The 24440-nt window shown below is 72.8% G+C and carries 19 protein-coding genes, 1 pseudogene and 1 riboswitch; of the genes and pseudogenes, 6 read left to right on the forward strand and 14 right to left on the reverse strand.

The genetic code is table 11. The annotated features are described in order from the left end of the window. The first annotated feature begins 37 nt into the window (after positions 1-37). On the forward strand, positions 38-823 hold the full coding sequence (nagB, locus tag ACZ7LB_RS13520; RefSeq protein ID WP_471467837.1) for a glucosamine-6-phosphate deaminase: 786 nt from the start codon (positions 38-40) through the stop codon (positions 821-823). Between the two features lie 149 nt (positions 824-972). Here the strand turns inward: nagB and ACZ7LB_RS13525 are convergent, their stop codons facing one another. The 4 genes from ACZ7LB_RS13525 to ACZ7LB_RS13540 all read right to left on the reverse strand — a co-directional run bounded on the left by ACZ7LB_RS13525 (position 973) and on the right by ACZ7LB_RS13540 (position 5655). Next, the gene (locus ACZ7LB_RS13525; RefSeq protein WP_471467839.1) at positions 973-2460 is read right to left on the reverse strand and encodes a glycoside hydrolase family 3 protein; all 1488 of its coding nucleotides are present in this window, start codon (positions 2458-2460) and stop codon (positions 973-975) included. Between the two features lie 7 nt (positions 2461-2467). After that, on the reverse strand, positions 2468-3298 hold the full coding sequence (locus tag ACZ7LB_RS13530; protein WP_471467841.1) for a carbohydrate ABC transporter permease: 831 nt from the start codon (positions 3296-3298) through the stop codon (positions 2468-2470). Beyond that, positions 3295-4281, reverse strand: a complete 987-nt coding sequence (locus ACZ7LB_RS13535) for a carbohydrate ABC transporter permease (RefSeq protein WP_471467843.1) — start codon at positions 4279-4281, stop codon at positions 3295-3297. Before ACZ7LB_RS13535 ends, ACZ7LB_RS13530 begins: the two co-directional genes overlap by 4 nt. An 87-nt stretch (positions 4282-4368) precedes the next feature. Further along, on the reverse strand, positions 4369-5655 hold the full coding sequence (locus ACZ7LB_RS13540; protein WP_471467844.1) for an extracellular solute-binding protein: 1287 nt from the start codon (positions 5653-5655) through the stop codon (positions 4369-4371). A 451-nt stretch (positions 5656-6106) separates the two neighbouring features. Here ACZ7LB_RS13540 and ACZ7LB_RS13545 point away from each other — a divergent pair, with 451 nt between their 5' ends. The 5 genes from ACZ7LB_RS13545 (at position 6107) to ACZ7LB_RS13565 (ending at position 13638) form a co-directional block, all read left to right on the forward strand. Then, the gene (locus ACZ7LB_RS13545) at positions 6107-6871 is read left to right on the forward strand and encodes a GntR family transcriptional regulator (RefSeq protein WP_161227533.1); all 765 of its coding nucleotides are present in this window, start codon (positions 6107-6109) and stop codon (positions 6869-6871) included. Between the two features lie 296 nt (positions 6872-7167). After that, on the forward strand, positions 7168-7425 hold the full coding sequence (locus tag ACZ7LB_RS13550; protein ID WP_471467846.1) for a DUF3311 domain-containing protein: 258 nt from the start codon (positions 7168-7170) through the stop codon (positions 7423-7425). Then, a complete protein-coding gene (mctP, locus tag ACZ7LB_RS13555; RefSeq protein WP_471467848.1) occupies positions 7422-9032 on the forward strand; it encodes a monocarboxylate uptake permease MctP in 1611 nt (536 codons plus the stop codon). The genes ACZ7LB_RS13550 and mctP overlap by 4 nt, the downstream gene beginning before the upstream one ends. An 817-nt stretch (positions 9033-9849) precedes the next feature. Beyond that, a riboswitch (cobalamin riboswitch) is annotated at positions 9850-10009 on the forward strand. Positions 10010-10132: 123 nt separating this feature from the next. Further along, positions 10133-12568 carry a ribonucleoside-diphosphate reductase subunit alpha gene (locus ACZ7LB_RS13560; RefSeq protein ID WP_471467850.1) on the forward strand — a complete coding sequence of 812 codons (2436 nt, stop codon included), beginning with the start codon at positions 10133-10135 and terminating at the stop codon, positions 12566-12568. A gap of 113 nt (positions 12569-12681) precedes the next feature. Continuing rightward, the gene (locus tag ACZ7LB_RS13565; RefSeq protein WP_471468016.1) at positions 12682-13638 is read left to right on the forward strand and encodes a ribonucleotide-diphosphate reductase subunit beta; all 957 of its coding nucleotides are present in this window, start codon (positions 12682-12684) and stop codon (positions 13636-13638) included. 117 nt (positions 13639-13755) lie between these two features. On the opposite strand, the gene ACZ7LB_RS13570 is transcribed toward ACZ7LB_RS13565, so the two are convergent. The 10 genes and pseudogenes from ACZ7LB_RS13570 to ACZ7LB_RS13615 all read right to left on the reverse strand — a co-directional run bounded on the left by ACZ7LB_RS13570 (position 13756) and on the right by ACZ7LB_RS13615 (position 24390). Then, positions 13756-15120, reverse strand: coding sequence for a bifunctional albaflavenone monooxygenase/terpene synthase (locus ACZ7LB_RS13570; protein ID WP_471467852.1), 1365 nt, complete (start codon positions 15118-15120; stop codon positions 13756-13758). Then, on the reverse strand, positions 15117-16196 hold the full coding sequence (gene cyc1 / locus ACZ7LB_RS13575; RefSeq protein ID WP_471467853.1) for an epi-isozizaene synthase: 1080 nt from the start codon (positions 16194-16196) through the stop codon (positions 15117-15119). The genes ACZ7LB_RS13570 and cyc1 overlap by 4 nt, the downstream gene beginning before the upstream one ends. A gap of 264 nt (positions 16197-16460) precedes the next feature. Further along, positions 16461-17111 carry a peptide deformylase gene (gene def, locus ACZ7LB_RS13580; protein WP_471467855.1) on the reverse strand — a complete coding sequence of 217 codons (651 nt, stop codon included), beginning with the start codon at positions 17109-17111 and terminating at the stop codon, positions 16461-16463. Between the two features lie 60 nt (positions 17112-17171). Next, entirely contained in the window at positions 17172-18152 is a 981-nt protein-coding gene (locus tag ACZ7LB_RS13585) for a tetratricopeptide repeat protein (protein WP_471467857.1), read from the reverse strand. A 104-nt stretch (positions 18153-18256) separates the two neighbouring features. Beyond that, entirely contained in the window at positions 18257-19543 is a 1287-nt protein-coding gene (locus ACZ7LB_RS13590; protein ID WP_471467858.1) for an HD-GYP domain-containing protein, read from the reverse strand. A 503-nt stretch (positions 19544-20046) separates the two neighbouring features. Further along, positions 20047-21333 (reverse strand): annotated as a pseudogene (locus tag ACZ7LB_RS13595) (HD-GYP domain-containing protein); the annotation flags it as partial. Between the two features lie 269 nt (positions 21334-21602). After that, positions 21603-21914 carry a mycothiol system anti-sigma-R factor gene (gene rsrA / locus ACZ7LB_RS13600; protein WP_161227524.1) on the reverse strand — a complete coding sequence of 104 codons (312 nt, stop codon included), beginning with the start codon at positions 21912-21914 and terminating at the stop codon, positions 21603-21605. Beyond that, on the reverse strand, positions 21911-22594 hold the full coding sequence (gene sigR, locus ACZ7LB_RS13605; protein WP_471468018.1) for an RNA polymerase sigma factor SigR: 684 nt from the start codon (positions 22592-22594) through the stop codon (positions 21911-21913). The genes rsrA and sigR overlap by 4 nt, the downstream gene beginning before the upstream one ends. Before the next feature lie 244 nt (positions 22595-22838). After that, a complete protein-coding gene (locus ACZ7LB_RS13610) occupies positions 22839-23483 on the reverse strand; it encodes an alpha/beta hydrolase family protein (protein WP_471467860.1) in 645 nt (214 codons plus the stop codon). 91 nt (positions 23484-23574) lie between these two features. Then, positions 23575-24390 (reverse strand): SOS response-associated peptidase, encoded by an 816-nt coding sequence (locus ACZ7LB_RS13615; RefSeq protein WP_471467862.1) that lies wholly within the window; start codon positions 24388-24390, stop codon positions 23575-23577. Between the last annotated feature and the right edge of the window lie 50 nt (positions 24391-24440).

A 24440-nucleotide genomic window follows, 5' to 3' on the forward strand; every position in this document is an offset into this window, starting at 1 on the left:
CCGCGCGGGTCCCCCTACCTCGAAACGGCAGGCCAGCGTGGAAGTTGTCATCGTTCCCGACGCCAAGGCGGGCGGCGAGCTCATAGCCGAGGCCATGGCACAGCTCCTCCGGGGCAAGCCCGAGGCCCTGCTCGGTGTGGCCACCGGTTCCACGCCGCTGCCCGTGTACGAGGCGCTGGCGGGCAAGGTGCGCTCGGGTGCCGTGGACACCGCGCGGGCGCGGATCGCCCAGCTCGACGAGTACGTGGGCCTGCCCGCGGAGCACCCGGAGTCCTACCGCTCGGTGCTGCGCCGCGAGGTGCTCGAACCGCTGGGGATCGGCACCGACGCCTTCATGGGCCCGGACGGCACCGCCGACGACGTGCTCGCCGCCTGCGTCGCGTACGACAAGGCGCTGACCGAGGCCGGCGGGGTGGACTTCCAGCTCCTGGGGATCGGCACCGACGGGCACATCGGCTTCAACGAGCCCTGTTCCTCGCTGGTCTCGCGGACCCGCATCAAGACGCTGACGGAGCAGACCCGCGTGGACAACGCGCGCTTCTTCGACGGCGACATCGAGCAGGTGCCGCACCACGTGATCACCCAGGGCATCGGCACCATCCTGGAGGCCCGTCACGTGGTGCTGCTCGCCACCGGCGAGGGCAAGGCCGACGCAGTCGCCGCCAGCGTCGAGGGCCCCGTGGCGGCCATCTGCCCGGCCTCGGCGCTCCAGCTCCACCCGCACGCCACGGTCGTCGTCGACGAGGCCGCCGCCTCCAAGCTGAAGCTCGCCGACTACTTCCGTCACACCTACGCCCAGAAGCCCGACTGGCAGGGGATCTGATCCGGGTTCCGCGAACGCGGAAGGAGCCGGTACCCCACGGGGGGGTACCGGCTCCTTTGTCGTGCTCACCGGGTCGGGCGGGGCTCCCGGGTCGGATGGTGCGCCCGGTCCGGGGCGGGGGGTCAGGTCCCCGCCCCGGACCGGGACGTTCAGACGCCCGCGACGATCTCCGCGGCGGCGCGGCCGCAGACCCGGGCCGCACCGTGGGTGGCCACGTGCAGGGCGCCGCGGGGCTCCGCCCGGGGCACGCCCATCTCGACCACGACCGTGTCGGGGCGGGCCGCCAGGAGGGTGTCCAGGGCGGACGCCATCCACGGGTGGCGGTGCTCGTCGCGGACGACGGCCACGACACGGCGGTCGCCGGCCGCGGCCAGGGCCTCGCTCCCGGCGTCGTCCCCGGTGAAGCTGCCGGTCTCGGTGCCGGGCAGCAGCGCGGCCAGCTCGGCGGCGACGCCCCACGGGGTCTCGTCCCCGACGGCGATGTTCGCGACGGGGGTGAAGGCCGCGACGTACGGCGCCTCGGTGAGCGGCGTGAAGTCCCCGGCGCCGGTGACGCGCAGGGCGCGGCGGGCGGCGCGCAGGCCGACCTCCGCGTCGGCGCCGTCGGTGTCGGCGGTCCGGGCGGCCTCGGCCGTCCAGCGGGCCAGCGAGCGGACCCGCTCGGCGGCGTCGGCCAGCCGCTCCTCGGGCAGTTCGCCGGAGCGGACGGCCTCGACCAGGGCGGCGCACAGGCGGTTGACGGTCTCCTCGTCGGCCAGTCCGCCGCCGACGCAGATCGCGTCGGCGCCGGCCGCGATGGCCAGGACGCTGCCGCGCTCGACGCCGTAGACGTCGGCGATGGCCCGCATCTCCATGCCGTCGGTGACGATCAGGCCGTTGTAGCCCAGTTCACCGCGCAGGAGGTCGGTCAGCACACGGCGGGACAACGTTGCCGGGTGCTCCGCGTCGAGCGCGGGGACGAGGATGTGGGCGCTCATCACCGCGCGGCTGTCCGCGGCGATGGCCGCGCGGAACGGGGTGAGGTCCCGCTCGGCCAGCACCGCGGCGTCCACGTCGATGCGGGGCAGGGCGTGGTGCGAGTCCACCGCCGTGTCGCCGTGCCCGGGGAAGTGCTTGGTGCAGGCCGCCACACCGGCCGACTGGAGGCCGGTGATGTAGGCGGCGGTGTGCCGGGCGGTCAGGTCGGTGTCCGCGCCGAAGGAGCGCACCCCGATGACCGGGTTGTCCGGGTTGGAGTTGACGTCCGCGGAGGGGGCCCAGTTGAAGTTGACCCCGCACTCCGCGAGCCGGCGGCCGAGTTCGGCGGCCACCTGCCGGGTGAGGCCCACGTCGTCCACGGCGCCGAGGGCGAGGTTGCCCGGGAAGGAGGAGCCGGTGCGCACCTCCAGCCGGGTCACGTCACCGCCCTCCTCGTCGATGGCGACGAGGATGTCCCCGCGCTCGGCACGGAGCTGGGCGGTGAGCGCGGCGACCTGCTCGGGCGACTCGATGTTCCGCCCGAACAGGGCGACGGAGGCGAGACCCTCGCCGACGCGGCGCAGCAGCCAGTCGGGCGCGGTGGTGCCGGTGAAGCCGGGCTGCAGGACGGTCAGCGCGTCGCGGGTGAGGGTGTCGGTGCCGCTGGCGATTGTCGTCATCGGGGCGCTATCCCTTCACTGCGCCGGCGGTCAGGCCGCTGACGGCCTTGCGCTGGAGGAAGACGAAGAGGATCAGAACCGGGATGGCGAAGAGCGAGGAGGCGGCCATGGTGGCGCCCCAGTCGTTGCCGAACTGGGTCTGGAAGCTGGACAGCCACAGCGGGAGGGTCTGCGCCTCGGCGTTCTTGTTCAGGACGAGGATGAGCGCGAACTCGTTCCAGGCGGTGATGAAGCCGAACATCGACGTGGACATCAGGCCGGGGGCGAGCAGCGGCAGGATGACCCGGCGGAAGGCCTCGACGCGGGTGCAGCCGTCGACCATCGCGGACTCCTCCAGCTCCTTCGGCACGGCGGCGACGAAGCCGCGCAGCGTCAGGATGGTGAAGGGGAGGATCATCATCGTGTAGAAGGCGGTCAGCGGCACCAGGCTGTTCAGCATGTCGGCGTCACGGACGATCATGTAGATCGCGATGACCATGACTTCCCAGGGAGCCATCTGGGCCAGCATGAAGACGATGATGAAGCCGCGCCGTCCCTTGAACCGCATCCGCGCCAGGGCGAAGGAGCCGATCAGCGCGATGACCAGGGAGAAGGTGACCGCGAGGATCGTGACGATGAGCGAGTTGGTGACGTAGGTCCAGAAGTGGTCGACCTTCGTCGCGGTCTTGAAGTGCTCGAAGGTGACGTCGGTCGGGAACCAGACCGGGTCCTCCGAGATGATGTCGCCGATCGGTTTGAACGACGTGGCGAACATCCAGTACACGGGGAAGACGAAACCGATGAACAGGATGACGGCCGTGATGTTGGGCCACAGACGGCCGACGAGCGAGCGCTTCACAGCTCGTCCTCCCCTTGCTTGAGCACGATCCTGAGGTAGTAGGCGGTCAGACCCAGCAGGATGGCGATGGTCAGGACGGCGATCGCCGCGCCCATGCCGTAGTGCTGGTTGCCCACACCCTCGACGTATGCGTAGACGGGCAGGATCTCGGTCAACCGGTCGGGTCCGCCGTTGTTGATCAGGTAGACCTGGACGAAGGCCTTGAAGACCCAGATGACCTCGAGGAACGTCGTGGCGTAGAGGAACGGCCGCAGGAAGGGCATGGTGACCGTCGTGAAGCTGCGCCAGGAGTTGGCACCGTCGAGGGACGCGGCCTCGTACAGCTCCTTGGGGATGGTCGTGGTCGCCGCGTAGAGGTTGATCGCGACGAACGGGATGGAGCCCCAGACGATCAGCAGGGTGATGACGAAGAAGGTCGACATCTGGCTGCTGGTCCAGCTGTAGTGGGCCATCGAGTGCCAGCCCAGCTTGTCCAGGACCCAGTTCACGACACCGAAGCGCTCGGCGAACAGCCAGTTGTAGACCGTGGTGGAGGCCACGATCGGCATCGCCCAGGCGAGCACCAGACCGAGGAGCAGGGTGAACCGCATCCACTTGCCCAGACGGGCGAGCAGCAGGCCGACGAGGGAGCCCAGGAACATGATCAGGACGACGTTGGCCGCCGTGAACAGGATCGAGCGGAAGGTGACGCGCCAGAAGTCCTCGCCGGTGAGGACCTCCTTGTAGTTGTCGACGCCGTTCCACTCGGTGACGTGCTGGATGAGCTGTGCCATGTTCAGGTTCTGGAAGGACAGGATGACGTCCTTCAGCAGCGGCCAGCCGAGCAGCAGCGCGGTGATCGCGCAGGCGGGCAGCAGCAACATGTACGGGGCGAGCGCGCCGATGCGCGACGTTGCCCTCGGTTTCGGCCGGCCGGCGTCTCCGCCGCCCGCCTTGGGGGCGGCCGACGGGCCGGAGGGCGGCCGTTCGGTCTGCACGGTCATGCTCGCGGTCTCTCTCTTCTCGACCTGTCCAAACAATGCCGGGGCGGGGGCCGTCGCGTGTCAGCCCCCACCCCGGCTCACCCGGTGTTACTGCTTCTGCGCCAGGCGCTTGTTGAACTCGCCCTCGACCTGCTTCGCGGCCTCGGCCGGGGTCTTACCCTTCAGCACGGCCGTCAGGTAGGTCTTGATCGGGTTCGGGGCGTTCTCCACCGCGGCCCACTCGGGGATCAGCGGGGTGGTGCCACCGACGGCGGCGGCCGGAGCGGCGGCCTCGGCGGGGGCGTTGCCCGCGAGGTTGCTCACCAGCGACTCCTTGTTCGGGATGACGCCGTTGGCCTTGGCCAGCCCACCCTCGAACTTGTCGGACAGCGCGATCTTCAGGAACTCCTTGGCGAGCGCCTGCTTCTTGCTGCCCGCGGCGACACCGAGGTTCGAGCCGCCGAGGAAGACACCCTCGGGCTTGTCGGCCGTGGCGCCCGGGATGGTGAAGTAGCCGATGTCCGACTCGATCTTCGGGTTGGCCTTGGTCGCGATGCCGGCTTCCCAGCCCATGCCGATGAAGGCACCGACGTTGCCCTTGGCGAAGACCTCACCCTGCTGCGGGGTGGCCTCGTCCTTGTCCTTGGGGGCCTTGGACAGGGCCTGGAACTTCTTGTACGTCTCGGCGGCCGCGGCGACCTTCGGGTCGTCCAGGTTGGAGACGTACTTGTCGCCGTCCTTCTTGACCAGCTCGGCGCCCTCACCGATGGCGAGGCCGACGAAGTGGTACCAGTTCTGGCCGGGCAGGTAGATCGGCTCGGCGTCGGTCTTCTCGCCGATCGTCTTCAGGTTGTCGTAGAACTCGTCGCGCGTCTTGGGCGTGGTCTTGATGCCCGCGTCCGCCCAGACCTTCTTGTTGTAGAGGACCACGCGGTTGGCGAAGTACCACGGGGCGGCGTACTGCTTGCCGTCGAAGATCGACGACTCGTTCAGGGACGCGGTCCAGTCGCCACCGATCTCGGTCTTCAGGTCGCCCAGGTCCGCGAGGCCGCCGGTCTTGGCGTACGCGGGGGTCTGGGTGTTACCGATCTCGAAGACGTCGGGCGGGTTCTCCTCGGAGAGGGCCGTGGTCAGCTTCTGCTGGATGCCGTTCCACTGCTGGACCTCGAACTTGACCTTGGCCTTGGTCTTGGCCTCGAACTCCTTGCCGAGGTCGGCCTGCCAGTCGTCGGGGGAGGAACCGTCCATCACCCAGACGGTGAGCGTCTGGCCGGCGTAGCCTTCCGCTCCGGCCTTCTTGCCGCCATCATCATCCTTGTCGCTGCCGCCCCCGCACGCCGCGACCGAAACCATCATGCCCGCGATACCGATCGCGGCTATCAGCTTGCGCTTCACGCCACCCTCCTCAGGGATGCCACAAAACCCCCCTGCCTCCCTGCGGTGGCTCGACACGCGTACCGCTCACGGGGCCGGGACCTGGACCAATGGTGTAGACCAGTAGGGGGAGCTTGGCCCAGACCAATAGGGCTGTCAAGGGTCTTCAACCATGCACCGGGCGTCCGTGATGCGACCGAGATATGCAGGGACCTTTCATTCCGCAAGCGGCAGATCGGACCGACCGGGGCCGGGTGTACCACTGACCCCCGAGCGACGTGCCAGTACGGTCCCACAGCGACGTACCAGCGGCATCCCCGGCGGTGTGGACTAGACCAACGGGGGTCCCGCAGGTATACAGAAGGGATCACGGAGCGTGCCAGAAGTGTCGGCGCGGAGCCGTGCCACGATGTGAGCCGTGGCCGATAGGGGATGTCGGCCGCTTCGGCACCCGGAGCCGGGAAGGCAGAGCATGAGCACCGACGTCAGCAGTGCGGAGAACGAGGGTGGGGCGACAGTCCGTACCGCGCGCGTGCCCAAGTACTACCGCCTGAAGAAGCACCTCCTCGACATGACCCGGACCCAGACGCCGGGCACGCCGGTGCCGCCCGAGCGCACCCTGGCGGCCGAGTTCGACACCTCCCGCACCACCGTCCGCCAGGCCCTCCAGGAACTCGTGGTCGAGGGCCGGCTGGAGCGCATCCAGGGCAAGGGCACCTTCGTCGCCAAGCCCAAGGTCTCCCAGGCGCTCCAGCTCACCTCGTACACCGAGGACATGCGGGCCCAGGGCCTCGAGCCCACCTCGCAACTCCTGGACATCGGCTACATCACCGCCGACGACCGGCTGGCGGGGCTGCTGGACATCACCGCGGGCGGGCGGGTGCTGCGCATCGAGCGGCTGCGCATGGCCAACGGCGAGCCCATGGCCATCGAGACCACCCATCTGTCGGCGAAGCGCTTCCCCGCGCTGCGCCGCTCCCTGGTGAAGTACACCTCCCTCTACACCGCGCTCGCCGAGGTGTACGACGTCCATCTCGCGGAGGCCGAGGAGACCATCGAGACCTCGCTGGCCACCCCGCGCGAGGCCGGACTGCTCGGCACCGACGTCGGCCTGCCGATGCTGATGCTGTCCCGGCACTCGCTGGACCGCACCGAGCAGCCCGTGGAGTGGGTGCGCTCGGTCTACCGCGGCGACCGGTACAAGTTCGTGGCCCGCCTCAAGCGCCCCCAGGACTGAGCCCCGCCCTGCCGGAAGCGGAACCCGCCGGCAGGCGCGCGGGAGCACCCGCGCCGGACCCGGCGGGCACGGCGCGCTCCACGCACGGTACGTCGAACGCACGTGCCGTGTACGGGAGTTGACGATCCGTCCGCCCGGCACGGCGGGCACAACAGCGAACAAAGAACGCGGAACAGCGGAACAGTCACCCGGCCGGACGGAGATCCCCGGCCGGGGTCTTCCGCTGCCCGGACGCCGTCCCCTACATTTTCGTGCGCACTGCACCGAGGTGTTCACCGAGGGAACGGAACCGCCGCATGCCAGCACCCGCAAGACCCGCCGGAGGCCCGGTGGTGACGCCCGTCCGCGTCGTCATCGGCCTCTGCCTCCTCGCACCGTTCGTCGCCATGCTGTGGGTCGGCTCCTACGCCCGGACGGACCCCGCGTTATGGGGCATCCCGTTCTTCTACTGGTACCAGATGGCCTGGGTGCTCGTCTCCACCGCCCTCACGATGACCGCGTACCGGCTCTGGCAGCGTGACCAGCGCGCCCGCCGGGAAGGCGGTGCCCGGTGAACGACGGGGTCAACGGCGTCGCGCTCGCCGTCTTCATCCTCTTCTTCGCGCTCGTCACCGTCCTCGGCTTCCTGGCCGCCCGCTGGCGCCGGGCCGACAACGAGCACAGCCTCGACGAATGGGGCCTGGGCGGCCGTTCGTTCGGCACCTGGGTCACCTGGTTCCTGCTGGGCGGCGACCTGTACACCGCCTACACCTTCGTCGCCGTCCCGGCGGCGATCTACGCGGCGGGCGCCTCCGGCTTCTTCGCGGTGCCGTACACGATCCTGGTGTACCCGCTGATCTTCACCTTCCTGCCGCGGCTGTGGTCCGTCTCCCACCGGCACGGCTACGTCACCACCTCCGACTTCGTGCGCGGCCGGTTCGGCTCGAAGGGGCTGTCGCTGGCGGTCGCCGTCACCGGCATCCTCGCCACCATGCCGTACATCGCGCTCCAGCTCGTCGGCATCCAGGCCGTCCTGGACGTGATGGGCGTCGGCGGCGGCGAGAACACCCACTGGTTCGTCAAGGACCTGCCGCTGCTGCTCGCCTTCGGCGTGCTGGCGGCCTACACCTACTCGTCGGGGCTGCGCGCGCCCGCGCTGATCGCCTTCGTCAAGGACACGCTGATCTACCTCGTCATCGCGGTGGCGATCATCTACATCCCGATCAGGCTCGGCGGGTTCGACGAGATCTTCTCCGCCGCGAACGACAAGTTCACCGCGGCGGGCTCGGGCGGGCTGGTGCCGGGCGGCACGAGCCAGTGGACGTACGCCACGCTGGCGCTGGGCTCGGCGCTCGCGCTGTTCATGTACCCGCACTCGATCACCGCGACGCTCTCCTCCCGCAGCCGCGAGGTGATCCGGCGCAACACCACGATCCTGCCGCTCTACTCGCTGATGCTGGGCCTGCTGGGGCTGCTCGGCTTCATGGCCGTCGCGGCCGGGATCAAGGTGAAGAACGGGCAGCTCGCCATCCCCCAGCTCTTCGAGACGATGTTCCCCGACTGGTTCGCGGGCGTGGCCTTCGCCGCCATCGGCATCGGCGCGCTGGTCCCGGCGGCGATCATGTCCATCGCGGCGGCGAACCTGTTCACCCGCAACATCTACAAGGACTTCATCAGGCCGGACGCCACGCCCCGGGAGGAGACCCGCGTCTCCAAGCTGGTGTCGCTGCTGGTCAAGGTGGGCGCGCTGGTCTTCGTCCTCGGCATGGACAAGACCGTCGCGATCAACTTCCAGCTCCTCGGCGGCATCTGGATCCTGCAGACCTTCCCGGCGCTGGTGGGCGGCCTGTTCACCCGCTGGTTCCACCGCTGGGCGCTGCTCGGCGGCTGGGCGGTCGGCATGGCCTACGGCACGGTCGCCGCGTACGGGGTGGCCTCGCCGACCCAGAAGCACTTCGGCGGCTCGGCCAAGGAGATCCCGGGCATCGGGGAGATCGGCTACCTCGGTCTCACGGCCTTCGTGCTCAACGTCGCGGTGACGGTGGTCCTCACCGTCGTCCTGCGGGCCGTGAAGGCACCCGACGGCGTCGACGAGACCCGGCCGGGCGACTACACGGCGGACGCGGGCGACCCGGGCGTCGCGGTGGAGACGCCGCCGGCCACGGCGGACAGCGCGCGCTGAGAGGGACGGGGCGAGGGACGGGGCGCGGGCCATCGCTCGCGCCCCGTCCCGCACCCCCGCACCCCCGCACCCGGCACCCCCCGCACCTGTGGGCCGCGGGCCGCGGCGCCCAGCGGTGTCGCGGTGTCGCGGCGCAACGGCATTGACGGGGCGTCGGAGCGAGCCGGCGGTCCGTCGCCGCGCCCTTCGGACACGGCGGGGCGGGAGGGGGCGCCCGTACCGGATGCGTCGGGCGTGGACGGCGTCGGACGCACGGCCGCGGAAGCCGTCGCGCACCGCGTCCTCCGCGACCGGCGCCGCACACCGAGGAGGCACCTCACCGTCCGGCGCGGCGGACGCGTCCGCAGGGGCTCGGCGGATGTGTCCGGGGTCACGGGGCCGGCGAACGTGTCCGACATCACGGGCGCCACCACGGCACCGAGTCACCCGCGGCACCGCCGGGCCCCCTGCCCCCGTCACCCCTCGCCACCGCGCTCCGGCGCCCTCGGGGTCCCGGCACCACCCCGCCGACCCTCCGGCCCCGCCCCGGACCCGGCCCCCGTGTCCGGGGTCACCGTCCCGCGCCCCGGCGGGCGCGGTACCGTGCGGGGGGACTCCGCCCCTTGCGCGGCAGGGTCACGGCACCGGGGGAACCCGGCCCTCCTGAGCGGCACCGCACCTCCGCCGAAGCACCGCGCCGGACCGCCGAGCGGGCTCCGGCCCCGCCGTCGCGGGGCCGCCACGAGGCCCCCGCCGGGCCGTCACGGCGCCCCGCGAGATGCCCCGCGAGGCCCCCGAGGGCCCGTCCCGGCCCGCCTCTCCCGCCGAGCACGACACTACATCTGGGGGTGCTTCCGCTCCCCGGCACAAGATGTATGCTCATGCTCGCTGTCGTCGCAGGGGAATCCGGTGCGAATCCGGAACTGTCCCGCAACGGTGTACTCGCGCGTTTCCGCACGCTTGTCAGTCCGAGGACCTGCCGGCAGTGCGCCCTGCCGTCCCGGCCGGGTGCCATGACGTCCGGGCCTCGCGGAGTGGGTCGGTGGACTCGACCGCCCCGTGCGCTCGTGAGCTGCCCCTGCCCCCCGCATGGCCCCGTGCCGAGCGAGGGAGTGCTCCACGTGACCACCGCGCCAGCCGATCCGGCCTCAGCGATCCGGGTGACGGCTCCAGCCACGGTGACGACCGCCCCGGTGGCGGCCGCCCCCGCGTCCGCGGGAACCGACGGTCCCGGTACCGCGCTGCTGCGCACCCTGACCGGGCTGACCGCCGACCTCCCCGACGCCGACCCCGGCCGGGTCGCCGCCGCCGCGCTGCGCGGCCGGTCCGCCCACGCCGACGAGGCCGAGCTGCGCGAGCTGGCCACCGAGACCGCGGCGGGGCTGATCTCGGAGGACCCCGTCTACTCCCGGCTGGCCGCCCGGCTGCTGACCATCGGCATCCGCGCCGAGGCCGCCTCCCAGGGCGTCACCCGGTTCACCGAGTCCGTCGCCACCGGGCACCGCGAGGGCCTGATCGGCGACCGGACCGCCGCGTTCGTCCGTCGGCACGCGGAGCACCTGGACGCGCTGATCGACCCGGACGCCGACGACCGCTTCGGCTACTTCGGCCTGCGCACCCTGCACAGCCGCTACCTGCTGCGCCACCCGGTCACCCGCAAGGTCGTCGAGACGCCCCAGCACTTCCTGCTGCGCGTCGCCGCCGGCCTCGCGGACGACACGGCGCCGGACGCGGCGACCGGCACCCGGGTCCTGGACGAGGTGGACGCGCTCTACGGGCTGATGAGCCGCCTCGACTACCTGCCCTCCTCCCCCACCCTGTTCAACTCGGGCACCCGGCACGCCCAGATGTCGTCCTGCTACCTCCTCGACTCCCCCAGGGACGAGCTGGACTCCCTCTACGACCGGCTCCACCAGGTCGCCCGCCTGTCCAAGCACGCCGGCGGCATCGGCATCGCCTACTCCCGCATCCGCTCCCGGGGTTCGCTGATCCGCGGCACCAACGGGCACTCCAACGGCATCGTCCCGTTCCTGAAGACCCTGGACGCCTCGGTCGCCGCCGTGAACCAGGGCGGCCGGCGCAAGGGGGCCGCGGCGGTCTACCTGGAGACCTGGCACGCGGACATCGAGGAGTTCCTGGAGCTGCGGGACAACACCGGCGAGGACGCCCGCCGCACCCACAACCTGAACCTCGCGCACTGGATCCCCGACGAGTTCATGCGCCGGGTGGACGCGGACGGCGACTGGTCGTTGTTCTCCCCCGCCGACGTGCCCGGGCTCACCGATCTGTGGGGCGAGGAGTTCGACACCGCCTACCGCGCGGCCGAGGCGGCCGGGCTGGCCCGCAGGACGCTGCCCGCGCGGGAGCTGTACGGGCGGATGATGCGCACCCTGGCGCAGACCGGCAACGGCTGGATGACCTTCAAGGACGCCGCCAACCGCACCGCCAACCAGACCGCCGAGCCGGGCCACGTCGTCCACTCCTCCAACCTCTGCACGGAGATCATCGAGGTCACCGACGACGGGGAGACGGCCGTCTGCAACCTGGGCTCCGTCAACCTCGGGGCATTCGTCGACACGGCGGCCGGGGACATGGACTGGGAACGGCTGGACGCCACCGTGCGCACGGCGGTGACCTTCCTGGACCGGGTCGTCGACATCAACTTCTACCCGACCGAGCAGGCGGGCCGCTCCAATGCCCGCTGGCGCCCGGTCGGCCTCGGTGTGATGGGCCTCCAGGACGTCTTCTTCCGGCTGCGCCTGCCCTTCGACTCCCCCGCCGCGAAGGCCCTGTCCACCCGGATCGCCGAGCGGATCATGCTCGCCGCCTACGAGACCTCCGCGGACCTCGCCGAACGCTCGGGCCCGCTGCCGGCCTGGGAGAGCACCCGCACCGCCCGGGGCGTGCTGCACCCCGACCACTACGGCGTGCGCCCGGAGTGGCCGGAGCGCTGGGCGGCCCTGCGCGAGCGCCTCGCCACCACCGGTCTGCGCAACGCGCTGCTCCTGGCCATCGCGCCGACGGCCACCATCGCCTCCATCGCGGGCGTCTACGAGTGCATCGAGCCGCAGGTGTCCAACCTGTTCAAGCGCGAGACCCTGTCCGGCGAGTTCCTCCAGGTCAACTCCTATCTGGTGGAGGACCTCAAGCGGCTCGGCGTCTGGGACGCCCGCACCCGCGAGGCGCTGCGCGAGGCCAACGGCTCGGTGCGGGACTTCGCCTGGATCCCCGAGGAGGTGCGCGACCTCTACCGCACCGCCTGGGAGATCCCGCAGCGCGGCCTGATCGACATGGCCGCCGCCCGCACCCCGTACCTGGACCAGGCCCAGTCGCTCAACCTGTTCCTGGAGACGCCGACCATCGGAAAGCTCTCCTCGATGTACGCGTACGCCTGGAAGCGGGGCCTGAAGACCACCTACTACCTGCGCTCCCGTCCCGCGACGCGGATCGCCCGCGCCGCCGGGGCGCGTGCCGCCGTACCCGCCCAGCAGAGCGCCGACCCGGACGCGGTGGCCTGCTCCCTGGAAAACCCCGAGTCCTGCGAGGCCTGCCAGTAATGACCACCCAGCACACCGAGACCGCCTCCGCCGACGGCTCCGGGGAGCGGCGCGCCGCTCCCGCCACGACCAAGAACCTGCTCGACCCGGGCTTCGAACTGACCCTGCGCCCCATGCGCTACCCGGACTTCTACGAGCGCTACCGGGACGCCATCAAGAACACCTGGCACGTCGAGGAGGTCGACCTCCACTCCGACGTCGCCGACCTGGCCCGGCTGACCCCCGAGGAGCAGCACCTCATCGGCCGTCTGATCGCCTTCTTCGCGACGGGCGACTCGATCGTGGCCAACAACCTGGTGCTGACCCTCTACAAGCACATCAACTCCCCCGAGGCGCGGCTGTACCTGAGCCGGCAGCTGTTCGAGGAGGCCGTCCACGTCCAGTTCTACCTGACCCTGCTGGACACCTACCTCCCCGACCCGGAGGACCGGGCGGCGGCCTTCGCGGCCGTGGAGAACATCCCCTCCATCCGTGAGAAGGCCGAGTTCTGCTTCCGGTGGATGGACTCCGTGGAGACCGTCGACCGGCTGGAGTCGCGGGCCGACCGCCGCCGCTTCCTGCTGAACCTGATCTGCTTCGCGGCCTGCATCGAGGGCCTGTTCTTCTACGGCGCCTTCGCCTACGTCTACTGGTTCCGCAGCCGCGGTCTGCTGCACGGGCTGGCGACCGGCACCAACTGGGTGTTCCGGGACGAGACGATGCACATGTCGTTCGCGTTCGACGTGGTGGACACCGTGCGCAAGGAGGAGCCGGACCTGTTCGACGACCGGCTCCAGGAGCAGGTGACCGACATGCTGCGGGAGGCCGTGGAGGCCGAGCTGCAGTTCGCGCGCGACCTGTGCGGCGAGGGTCTGCCCGGCATGAACACCGACTCCATGCGCCAGTACCTGGAGTGCGTGGCCGACCAGCGCCTCACCCGGCTGGGCTTCGCCCCGGTGTACGGGTCGGAGAACCCCTTCTCCTTCATGGAGTTGCAGGGGGTCCAGGAGCTGACCAACTTCTTCGAGCGGCGCGCCTCGGCGTACCAGGTGGCGGTGGAGGGCACCGTCGACCTGGACGAGGACTTCTGAGGTCCGGGCCGTTCCGGGCCGAGGGGGGGGGAGGGACCGGGCCGCCCCGGCCCCTCCTCCCCTCGGCCCCCTCCCGGCACCTCCCTCCCGGCCCCTCCCGGCCCCTCCCGGCCCGCGTCACCGCTCCACGGGTCTGACCAGCAGCTTGTGGGGGCGCAGCGTGATGCCCACATGGACCGCGTCCCGGGAGCCGGCCACCTGCTCGAAGCGGTACCGGGTGGCCAGTGCCGCCGTGATCAGCGTGAGCTGCGCCATGGAGAAGTGGTCGCTCGGGCACTTGCGGTTGCCCACGCTGAAGGGCCGCATGGCGTACTTCGGCAGCTCCGTCACCCGCTCCGGGAGCCAGCGGTCCGGGTCGAACTCCAGATGGCGGGCGTACGAGCGGGGATCGCGCTGGATGGCGTACGGGCTGTAGATGATGTCCGTCCCGGCCGGGATCCGGTAGCCGCCGAGTTCGGTGTCGGCCACCGCGCGCCGGGTCAGCACCCAGACGGCCGGGCGCAGGCGCATGGCCTCCACGATGACGTTGCCGGTGTGCGGCAGGCTGCGCACGTCGTCGAAGGCCACCGGGCGTCCGCCGGTGACGCCGAGGACCTCCTCGCGGATCCGGTCGGCGTGCTCCGGGTGCGCGGAGAGTGCCTGGAGCAACCACATGACCGTGGAGGCGATGGTCTCGCTGCCGGGGGTGAGGATCGCGACGACCTGGTCGTGGATCTCCTGCTCCCCGATGGGGTCGCCGTTCTCGTCCTCGGCCTCCAGCAGGGCGGTCAGCAGGTCGTCCGGCCGGTGCCCGGAGGCGCGGCGCTCCGCGATGATCTCGTCGACCACCCGGTGGAGGTCGGCCAGCGCGCTGTTGAAGGCCCGGTTGGAGGGCAGCGGCAGCCGGTAGAGCGGCCCGAGCGGCACCACCATGCGCCGGTACATGCCCCGGAAGACGGTGGCGAGCGCCCCGCACAGCCGCTCGGCCCGCTCGTCCATGTACTGGCCGCGCAGCAGGCAGCGGGCGGCGACCCGGACGGCCACCCGGAAGGACTCGGAGGTGGCGTCGACTGTGGTGCCGGGCCGCCAGCGCTCGGTGAGCGCGTGCGCCTCCTCCTCCATGATCGGCCCGTAGGCGGGGATGGCGTCGAGCCGGAAGGCGGGCTGGATGGTGCGCCGCTGGCGGCGGTGGAGGGCGCCGTTGGAGGTGGCCACGCCCTCCTTGCCGACCAGGCCCTCCAGCGACTCCCACAGCGGTCCGGCGATGTGGTAGTCGGGGCTCAGGGCGAGGGCGCCGGTGAGGGCCGGGGTGGTCACCGCGTAGACGGTCTTGGGGCCGAGCCGGAGCCGGACGACGTCGCCGTGGTCGCGGAGCTGGGCCATGAAGGCCAGCGGGTCGCGGGCGAGCCGCCAGCCGTGGCCGAGGAGCGGCACACGGCCGCCGGCGACGGGGGGCACCCGCGGCCCGGGGTCGGTCCTGGGGCTGACCGAATCCACGGTCATTTCTCACCTGCCGCTTCGTTGTCGACGTACGGGGGCGTGGAGCGGTCGTCCCAGGTGTCCACCCGGTAGCGGCCCGACTCGTGGTGGAACCAGTAGACGGAACTGAACCAGTTCCGCATATTGCCGACGCAGGCCCGCACGGCGGCGCTCAATTCCCTTCCGCGCGCGGTGCCGTCGGCGAGGGCGTCGGCGAGGAGCACCGCGTCCCGTTCCGCGCGGAGGAATTCGGTGACGCATTCCTCGACGCGGCGCCCGACTTCTCCGACGGCCTCTTCCAGGGTCAGTCCGTGATGGGTGACGAGACTGATCCCGAGATTGTGGACCTCGTCGCCCGCCAGTTCCTTGGGGAGCGAGCAGAGGTCGTTGTACCAGGCGGCGAACTCCTGGCTGAGGAGGGCGGCGCGGCGGTAGGCGGGGTGTTTGCGCACCGGTTCCGGGAGTTCCCGTCCGGCGCTCGGCTCCAGCAGATCGGTCCAGATCCAGTGCGCGAAAGTGAGCCGGCGCAGTTGGAGGTATTCCTCGACGGTGGGCACCACGCCGCGGGTGCGGTTGTGGAATTCCCGGTCGTACGCGCCGATGACCGCGTGGAAGTGGCGGGCGAAGCGGGCGTTCCAGCTCGCCGGGAGAAAGGCGTGCAGCCGCAGCACGCCGTCCGCGAACCCGGCGACCAGCGCGTCCTCGTGCCGCAGGTGCCCGGCGGGCGCGTCGAGCGCGGCGTGCAGGGCGTCGCGCAGCCGCCGCCAGTCCCCGGCCCGCCCGTGGACGACGTCGCGGTCGTGCCGGTCGTCCCAGACGAAGAACCACGCACTGAAGTCGGCAATCGCCTGCATCACCGCGTCGGGGGCGCCCAGGTAGTAGCCCGCCATGAGGTCCGTGTAGCACAGGCCGTCGGCATATTCATGGACCAGACCCGGCGGCATCAGCCGCTTTTCCTCCAGCCAGGCACGGGTGTTCTCCTGGAGTCTGGGCCAATAAGGGTGCAGTTGCCGGGGAAATTCGGTCTCTATCAGAGGAAGGCGGAGTGAAGGCGGTACCTCGATCGTCGTCGTTGCGGTGCCGTGTGAGAAAACATGCACGTACAAACCCCTCTCAGCAGCAGGTGGCGCGCTCCTCGCACTGAGCGGGGCGTACGCCCGCGCGTATCCCCGCACTTCCATTCAGCACCACAACCGGCCCCTCTGGGAATGGATTTGCCGTGTTCGCTGCTCCCCGGTGCCGGAATCCTCCTGGTGTGGCGCGTTCCGGCAGCGGAACGGCGCCCGCCGGAGCTTCCGGGCGGGCGCCGCGCGCACAGGGGCCGGGGCCGCCCCCGGACGGGAGCCGGGGCCGGCGGGGCCGGGTCAGTCGTTGGGGACCACGGGGTAGCGGGGCTCGTTCTCGGCCATCTGCCGCAGGGCGTCCTTGCGTTCGCGCTTGGAGAGCCGGTCGATGTACAGGTACCCGTACAGGTGGTCCGTCTCGTGCTGGAGGCAGCGGGCGAAGTAGCCGGTGCCGCGCACCCTGACCGGGTTGCCCCGCTCGTCCTGCCCGGTCACCTCGGCGTAGTCGGGGCGGGCGAGGGAGGCGTAGGCGGTCGGCACGGACAGGCAGCCCTCGTTGCTGTCGTCCAGGCTGCGCCGGTCGGCGGCCAGGTCGACCAGCCGGGGGTTGCAGATCACGCCGACGTGGCGGACGCCCTCGTCGTCGGGGCAGTCGTAGACGAAGACCTTCGCGTCGACGCCGATCTGGTTCGCGGCCAGGCCCACGCCCTCGGCCGTGTGCTGGCTGGCGAACATGTCGGCGACGAGGGTCCGCAACTCGTCGCCGAAGTCGGTGACGTCCCGGCACTCCTTGTGCAGCACCGGGTTCCCGACGACCGTGATGGGCCGGGAGGTGCCGCGGCCACGCCACTCGGCCTCGCGCTCGTCGCAGTCCTCCGTGTCGATGACATACCCGTCCGGGTCGACGGGGAGCACGCCCGGGTGCTGCTGTTCGGTGTCCTGCTGGGCCATGACCGACGTATGCCTGCCTTCCTGGAACGAATGATGCTCGTCAAAGCCTACGGGGAGGGCTCAGCAGACCTCTTCCAGGTCTCGCCAGTCCCGTGAGTCCGGGCTGTCCGCGACCCACCCGTCCAGCAGGCCCCGCACCAGGGCGGCCGGGGCGGCCACCCCGCACTCGCGCTCCGGCACCCACTGCTGTCCGTCGGTGCGGTGGCCGAGGGGGCCGGGGTGCCCGGGCTCGCTGTGGTCGTGCGGGTCGAGGTGCTCGCCGTCCCCCTCGTCGGACGGCATCCGGGACTCCGAGCACGTCCGGCACAGCAGCCGGACGGAGGACGACCAGTCCTCGGCGGCGAACCCGGCGTCGGCGGCGAGCCGCTCCAGGGCGTCCCGGTCGGCCTCGGTGGCCGCCTCCAGCAGCACCACCCAGGTGGGCACGGGCGAGGGCGCCCACAGCTCGATCTCGTCGAAGACGGGGTAGGCGTGCCCGGCGCCGGTGGTCCGCTCGCCGTGCGGCACCCCGTCGTGCAGGACGACCTCGCCCCAGCGGCGGCCGGAGGACGGCAGGGGGATGGACAGCACCTCGATGCGGGCGGGGTCAAGCCGCCGCCCCCACACCACCTCGGCCTCCCCCTCCGGGGACAGCCGCACGGCGGCGCTGCCCAGCTCCATGCCGAGCGGCTCGCCCGCGTCGGTGGCGCTGCCGGGCGTGCGCAGCCCGTACGCCTGCCAGGCGCGCCGGGCCAGCGGCCAGTCCTGGAGGGCGGTCGCGGCGATGCCCACGTTCCACCAGTCGGGGGCGCCGGTGTCGCGGTCGAGCAGGGCCACCGCGCGCAGCCCGGCCGCCCGGGCCTGCTCCCAGTCGTGCCGGAACTTGTGCAGCAGGGCGAGGTTGAACCAGGACTCCGACAGCCAGGGCTCCAGGTCGGCGGCGCGCGTCAGCAGGGCTCCCGCGTCCTCGTAGCGGCCGTCGCCGATCAGCGTGAACGCCCGGTCGGTGGCCTGCCGCCAGGAGGCGGAGGGCCGGTGCCGTCCCTTGCCGAAGATCCTCACGATTCCCGCCTGCCAGTTCCGTTCAGTGGGCTGGCTGTGCCCCCGGACACCCTCTCCTTCGCATCCAACCACGTGCGGCTGGACCGGCGCTCATTACCCATGGGTTACCCCGCTGCGGGCGGGATAAGGCGCCTTTCCGCCACCCCGCGCCGCTCCGCCGGGGCGCTCCGGGAGAGCACCCGCGCCAGGGCCTCCACGACGTCGGGAGCGTAGTCGCCCCCGGCGGCCGGACGCAGCCCTTCCAGCGCGGCCGGGTCCCGGGGACGGCCGGAGCGCCGGGCCCGCTCGTCGTAGGCGTTGACGGTCCGCACGATCCGGGCGGCGGCCGGCTGCTCCGGCCAGGGATCGGCCTGGCGCTCCACGACCACGGCGACGGCCGGGTCGACCCCGGTCTGGCGGACCACGGCCCCGCCGAGCAGGGCGATCCGGCGCTGCTCGGCGGCGGGCAGCCCGGCGGTGGCGCCCCCGGGGACCGGGTCGACGAGGCTGAGCTGGCCGATGTCGTGCATCAGGGCGGCGTACTCCAGCACCGTCAGTCCGGGTCCGGACAGGCCGAGGTCCCGGCCGACGGCGACGCTCAGCTCGGCGACCCGGCGGGCGTGCCCGGCGGGGGTGCAGCCGGCGATCTCGGTGGCCCGGGCCAGGGAGGCGATGGTCTGCCGGTAGGTGGCGCGGACGGCGGCGTAGCGCCGGTGGGCGAGCTGGGCCAGCAGCAGCGGCACGGAGAGGACGGGCAGCGCCCACAGCCCGGCGACGGCCACCGCGAGGGCCATCGCGGCGCCGGTGGCGCAGACCGCGGCGGCCACCCCGGACATGGCGCGCAGCTCCTGGCGCAGCAGCGGCGCGAGGGGCCAGCCGGTGCGTGCCCGCCGGGCGAGGGCGGCGAGCACCGCGTCGCAGAGCGCGGTCAGGGCGAGCAGCGCGACCAGCGCCACGGCGTGGGCGGGACCGCCCGCGTCCTCCAGGAGGCCCCGCTCGGCCAGGGGCCGGAAGCAGACGGCGGCGAGGCCGACGGTGAGCACGCGCCGGGCGAGCTGGTCGGGCCGCGGGCCCCGGCCCAGGGCGATCCGGGGGACGCTGCCGAGCAGGGAGGCGGCGAGGACCACGGTGACGGCCTGGGCCGCGCCGTGCTGGGCGGGCCGCCCGGCGACGTCCCCGAGCAGGGCGTAGGCGAGGGCCCCGGCGGCGCCCAGCGGGGCGGCCTCGCGCACCCCGGGGGTGGGCCGCCGGGTCAGCTCGCCGAGGGCGACGAGGGCGCCGAAGGCGAGGGCCACCGTCCGCTGCTCGGGGCCCGACCGGAGCACCGCGACGAGGCATCCGGCGGCGAGCGCACCGGCGGCGGCGTACATCAGGGGCAGCGCGTCCGGCGCCGCCACCGCGTGGCGGGCCATGGCTACGGCACCCCTTCGCCGACCCCGCCGCGGGCGGCGCCGTCCCGCGCGCCCTCCCGCTCACCGCCCCGCGGCCCCTCCCGCGCGCCGGGCGGGCGGCCGGGGGCGGCCGGGGCGCTTCCGGGAGCGAGCCGCGGGGCGGCCCCACCGGCGGGGTACGGGGCGTGGCCGGGGGCGGCGGGGCACGGGGGACGGTCGGCCGGGGCGGCGGGCGGGAGCGCGGGGTGCGGGGCGGACCCGGGGCACGGGGCGGACCCGGCGGCCCCGGGGTGCGGGGCCGGCGCGGGGTGCGGGGCCGGCGCGGGGCGCGGTGCCGGCGCGGAGCGCGGTGCCGGCGCGGAGCGCGGTGCCGGCGCGGAGCGCGCAGCACGATCGGCGTCCGCGCGCGGGGCGGGATCGCGGCCGGGGTCCGTGGCGGGGCGGGGGTCCGAACCGGAGCGGGGGTCCGGGCCGGGACAAGGCCGGGGCTCCGGGGTGGGACAGGGATCCGGGGCGGGGCCGGGGCCGCGCCGACCGGCGGGGCCGGGGACCGGGGCCGCGCCCTCGTCGGCCGTGACCGCGGGCTGCCAGCCGTGCGCGGTGAGGGCGTCGACCAGCGCCCCGACCATCCGGGGGTCGAACTGCGCCCCGGCGCACCGCTGGAGTTCGCGCACGGCGACCGCGACGGGCCGGGCCCTGCTGTAGGAGCGGGTGGAGGTCATCGCGTCGAAGGCGTCGGCGACGGCCACCACCCGGGCCGACTCGGGGATCTGGGTGCCCACCAGCCCGTACGGGTAGCCGCTGCCGTCCAGCCGCTCGTGGTGGTGGAGGACGGCCGCGCGGGCCTCGCCGAGGAAGCGGATGCCGCGCACCATCTCGTGCCCGTACTCGGGGTGCAGCTCGATCACCCGCCGCTCCTCGGGGGTGAGCGGGCCGTCCTTGCGCAGCAGCCGGGTGGGTACGCCGAGCTTGCCCACGTCGTGCAGGATCCCGGCGAAGCGGAGCAGTTCGACGCGCTCGTCGTCCATGCCCAGCTCACGGGCGATCATCATGGAGGCCCGGCCGACCCGCTCGCTGTGCCCGCGGGTGTAGCCGTCCTTGATGTCGACGGCCTGGACCAGGGCCCGGATGGTCGCCCGGTGCGCGGCCCGCTCCCGGTGGTACTGGGCGAAGGCCCACCAGGCCAGCCACATCGGCGGCAGCACCAGCAGCGCGGCGACCGGACCGTAGGGGCTGCGCCAGAGGACGGCCATCATCAGCCCGGCGAGCCCGTGCACCACGATCGGGGCGAGCGAGCGGGAGAACAGGCCCCGCCAGGCCCGCGCCGCCGGCACCCGGTCGGCCAGCACCAGGATGCCGCCGTCCAGCACCGTCAGGACCAGGCAGAAGACCAGCGCCCCGGCGCCCGCCGGCACCAGCACGAAGGGGAAGTCGGGGGCCACCACGGCCTCCCGGCCGCCGAGCCCCCAGTGCGTCCGGGAAGCGGCCCACACCGCGAGGGTGAGCTGCGCCGACCGCCACAGCCGCCGCAGGGTGGCCGGCGGCCGGGACACGGGCGACAGCAGCGACCCGGAGAGCGCCACCACGGCGGCGGCGGGCGGCGGCAGCAGGAAGGCGCCGGTGAGCAGGACGGGGTAGCAGGTGCCGACGTTGCGGCTGCGGGCGAACTGCTCGCCCCCGGCGTACAGCACGGCGAGCAGCAGCACCGCCCACCAGGGGGTGGCCTGCCCGGGCAGGGGGCGCAGGCAGTACAGGGCGGCCCCGACCGCACCGGCGACGTACACACGTGCCCGCGCGGGTACCGCGTCCATGAGCACCTCCCCGGACATGCCTGTCAGGCTTCCGGAGCCTAGGGCGGCGGGAGGGAGGCGCGGGCAGATAAGCGGCGGATTAGCACGGATGAGTGAGGGCGCGTGTCGCCGTGACGCGAGGGGGTCTCACGGGCCCGGTCCCGGAAGGGGGGCGGCGCCCGGGGCGGCGCGGGACGGGCCCGGGCCTCGCCGCTGCGCGGGCGCTCCACGACGGGCGGAGGCCCGGCGGTGCGCGGGGGGCTCCGCCGCGAGCGGGCGCCCGGCGGGGCTCAGGACTCCTGGGGAGCCGGCGGCGCGGCCGTGACGTCGTGGTCGGGCACCGTTCCGCCGGAGCGGATCAGCTCGATGCGGCCCATCACCTTGGCCCGCAGGTCGCCCGGCACGTCGTCCTGGCCGCAGCAGCGCTTGACCAGTTTCTTCACGGCCTGCTCCAGCCCGTACTTCTCCAGACAGGGCGAGCATTCCTCGAAGTGGTGCTCGAACTTCACGCAGTCCGAGTCCGGCATCTCGTGGTCGAGGAACTCATAGAGATGATCGAGGATCTCGCCGCAGTCCGTCTCGTGCGGCTCTCCACAGCTCATGACCCCGAGCCTTTCGCTTCGTTCGACTTTCCGGCGCCGGCGGGGACCAGCCCGCGGTCACGCGCGTAGTCCTCCAGCATGCCGCGGAGCTGACGGCGTCCACGGTGCAGCCGGGACATCACCGTGCCGATGGGTGTCCCCATGATGTCCGCGATCTCCTTGTACGCGAAGCCCTCGACATCGGCCAGATAGACGGCGATGCGGAACTCCTCGGGGATCGCCTGGAGCGCCTCCTTCACGTCCGAGTCGGGCAGGTGGTCGAGCGCCTGCGACTCCGCGGAGCGCAGCCCCGTCGACATGTGCGACTCGGCCCGCGCGAGCTGCCAGTCCTCGATCTCCTCGGCCGCGCTGCGCTGGGGTTCGCGCTGCTTCTTGCGGTACGAGTTGATGAACGTGTTGGTGAGAATCCGGTACAGCCACGCCTTGAGATTGGTGCCCTCGCGGAACTGGTGGAAGGACGCGTACGCCTTGGCGTACGTCTCCTGCACCAGGTCCTCGGCGTCGGCGGGGTTGCGCGTCATGCGCAGCGCCGCCGAGTACATCTGGTCGAGGAACTCGAGGGCGTCCCGCTCGAAGCGCGCGCTGCGCTCGGCGGTCGTCTCCGCGTCCCCGTCCCGGCCCTCGGGCCGCTCGGGCTGGCCATGATCGGTGCCTGCGTCGGTACCGGTGACCGGACCCACCTCCTCCAGTGATGTCGCGGGACCGAGAGCGGTCCCACTCGAATCGGAGGATAGACGACGATCCTGTCCGCCCGCCGCCCGAACAGGGGCGTTCTTCGCCGCGTGCAGCACGGTCCAGTCCAGGTCCTGGCGTGGGCTGCGGGCTGGGCAGAAGGTCGAACCCATGGGGCGGACTTCCTCTCCTACGGCGGCGGCGCTGAGGATTCAGCAGCGTACGTCCGCCACAACAGCGGCCGTCCGCTCCTCATTCCCGGGAGCGCCGGGCGAGTGACGCGGTCCACCGGACGACGGCCCCGGTGATCGCCGCCAGGGTCTCCTCCTGGGTGACGGGGGCGCGCTTCGGGACGGCGAAGCCGTGGTCGGCGTGGTCCACGCCGACCAGACGGTGCGCTCCGCCGGGGAACTCCTCCGGCCTCCCGAACGGGTCGTTGCCGCCCTGGACCACCAGGGTGGGCACACCGGTGCCGAGCAGCTCGTCCGCGCGGGACCGCTCGGGCCGGCCCGGCGGGTGCAGGGGGAAGGCGAGCGCGAGCACGGCCGCGGCCCCGAGACCGGCGGCGGTGCGGCAGGCGACGCGGGCCCCGGCGCTGCGCCCGCCGGAGACGACCGGCAGTCCGGGCGCGGCCAGCGCGGGCCAGACGCCGTGCCAGCCGGTGTCCAGGGTCCGGGGCGCGGGCGCGAGCCTCTTCCCCGCCACCCGCCAGGGCTGTTCGACCAGGGCGACGCTGACGCCGTGCCCCGGCAGCTCCGCGGCCAGCGCGCGCAGGTCCCGGGCCTCGATGCCGCCCCCGGCGCCGTGGCCCAGGGCGAGGACGAGGCGGGGGCGCGCCGCCGGGTGCCAGGTGACGCGGGCGGGCCCGGCGTCGGTGCCGACGGTCTCGGTGGTCACGGCGGGAGCGGCGGGGGCCGGTGAGCCCGGCGCGCCGGGTCCGGGGGCGCCGGGGGCGGATGCCCGGGGGTCCGGGGTGTCGGTCGTCACGTCAGAAGAGTGTGCCCTCTTCGGGGGCCTCCAGCTCCTTCAGCAGCTCCGGCCCGTTGTTGCGGACGTTGCTGACCGCGGTGGGGACGGGGAAGGCGCGCAGCAGTCCGGCGGGCGGCGGCGCGAGCAGCGGGGCGAGGTCGTGCGGGTCGGTGCGGGCCGGGTCGAGCCAGGCGTCCCAGTGGTCGGGCGTCAGCATCAGCGGCATCCGGGGGTGGATGTCGGCCAGGGCGCGCGGCCCGCCCTCCGGGGCGGAGGCGAGCGGGGTGGTCTCCGCCTCGGTCGTGATCACCGAGCAGGTCACCCACCAGGCCCCCGGGTGGTCGTCGGGGAGCGTGCGGTCCCGCCAGAACTCGTACAGCCCGGCCATGGCGAACACCGATCCGTCGGCCGGGGTGACGAAGTAGGGCTGCTTGCGGGGCCGCTTGCGGCGCCCCTCGACCTCCAGCTCGCGCTCCTGCCCGCCGGTGACCCACTCGTAGTAGCCGTCGGCGGGCAGGATGCAGCGCCGGGCGGTGAGGGCACGGCGGAAGGACGGCTTCTCGTGGACGGTCTCCGCCCGCGCGTTGATCATCCGGGCGGCGCCCTCGGGCGACCGGGACCAGGAGGGGACCAGGCCCCACCGCAGCCTGCGGAGCTGGCGCACCGGCCGGGGATCGCCGCTGTCCTTGAGGGGGCGGTCCAGGACCGCGTACACCTCCTTGGTGGGGGCGACGTTGTAGTCGGGCTCCAGGGCCTCCCCGGGCTCCCACTTCTCGATCCCGAAGGTCCCCGCGAGATCCTCGGGGCGACGACTGGCCGCGTACCGTCCGCACATACGTGCCACACTGCCAGACCCCGCGCACCGACGAGGAGCCTCCGCAGAAC

Source organism: Streptomyces sp. NPDC107521 (genome assembly GCF_055598485.1).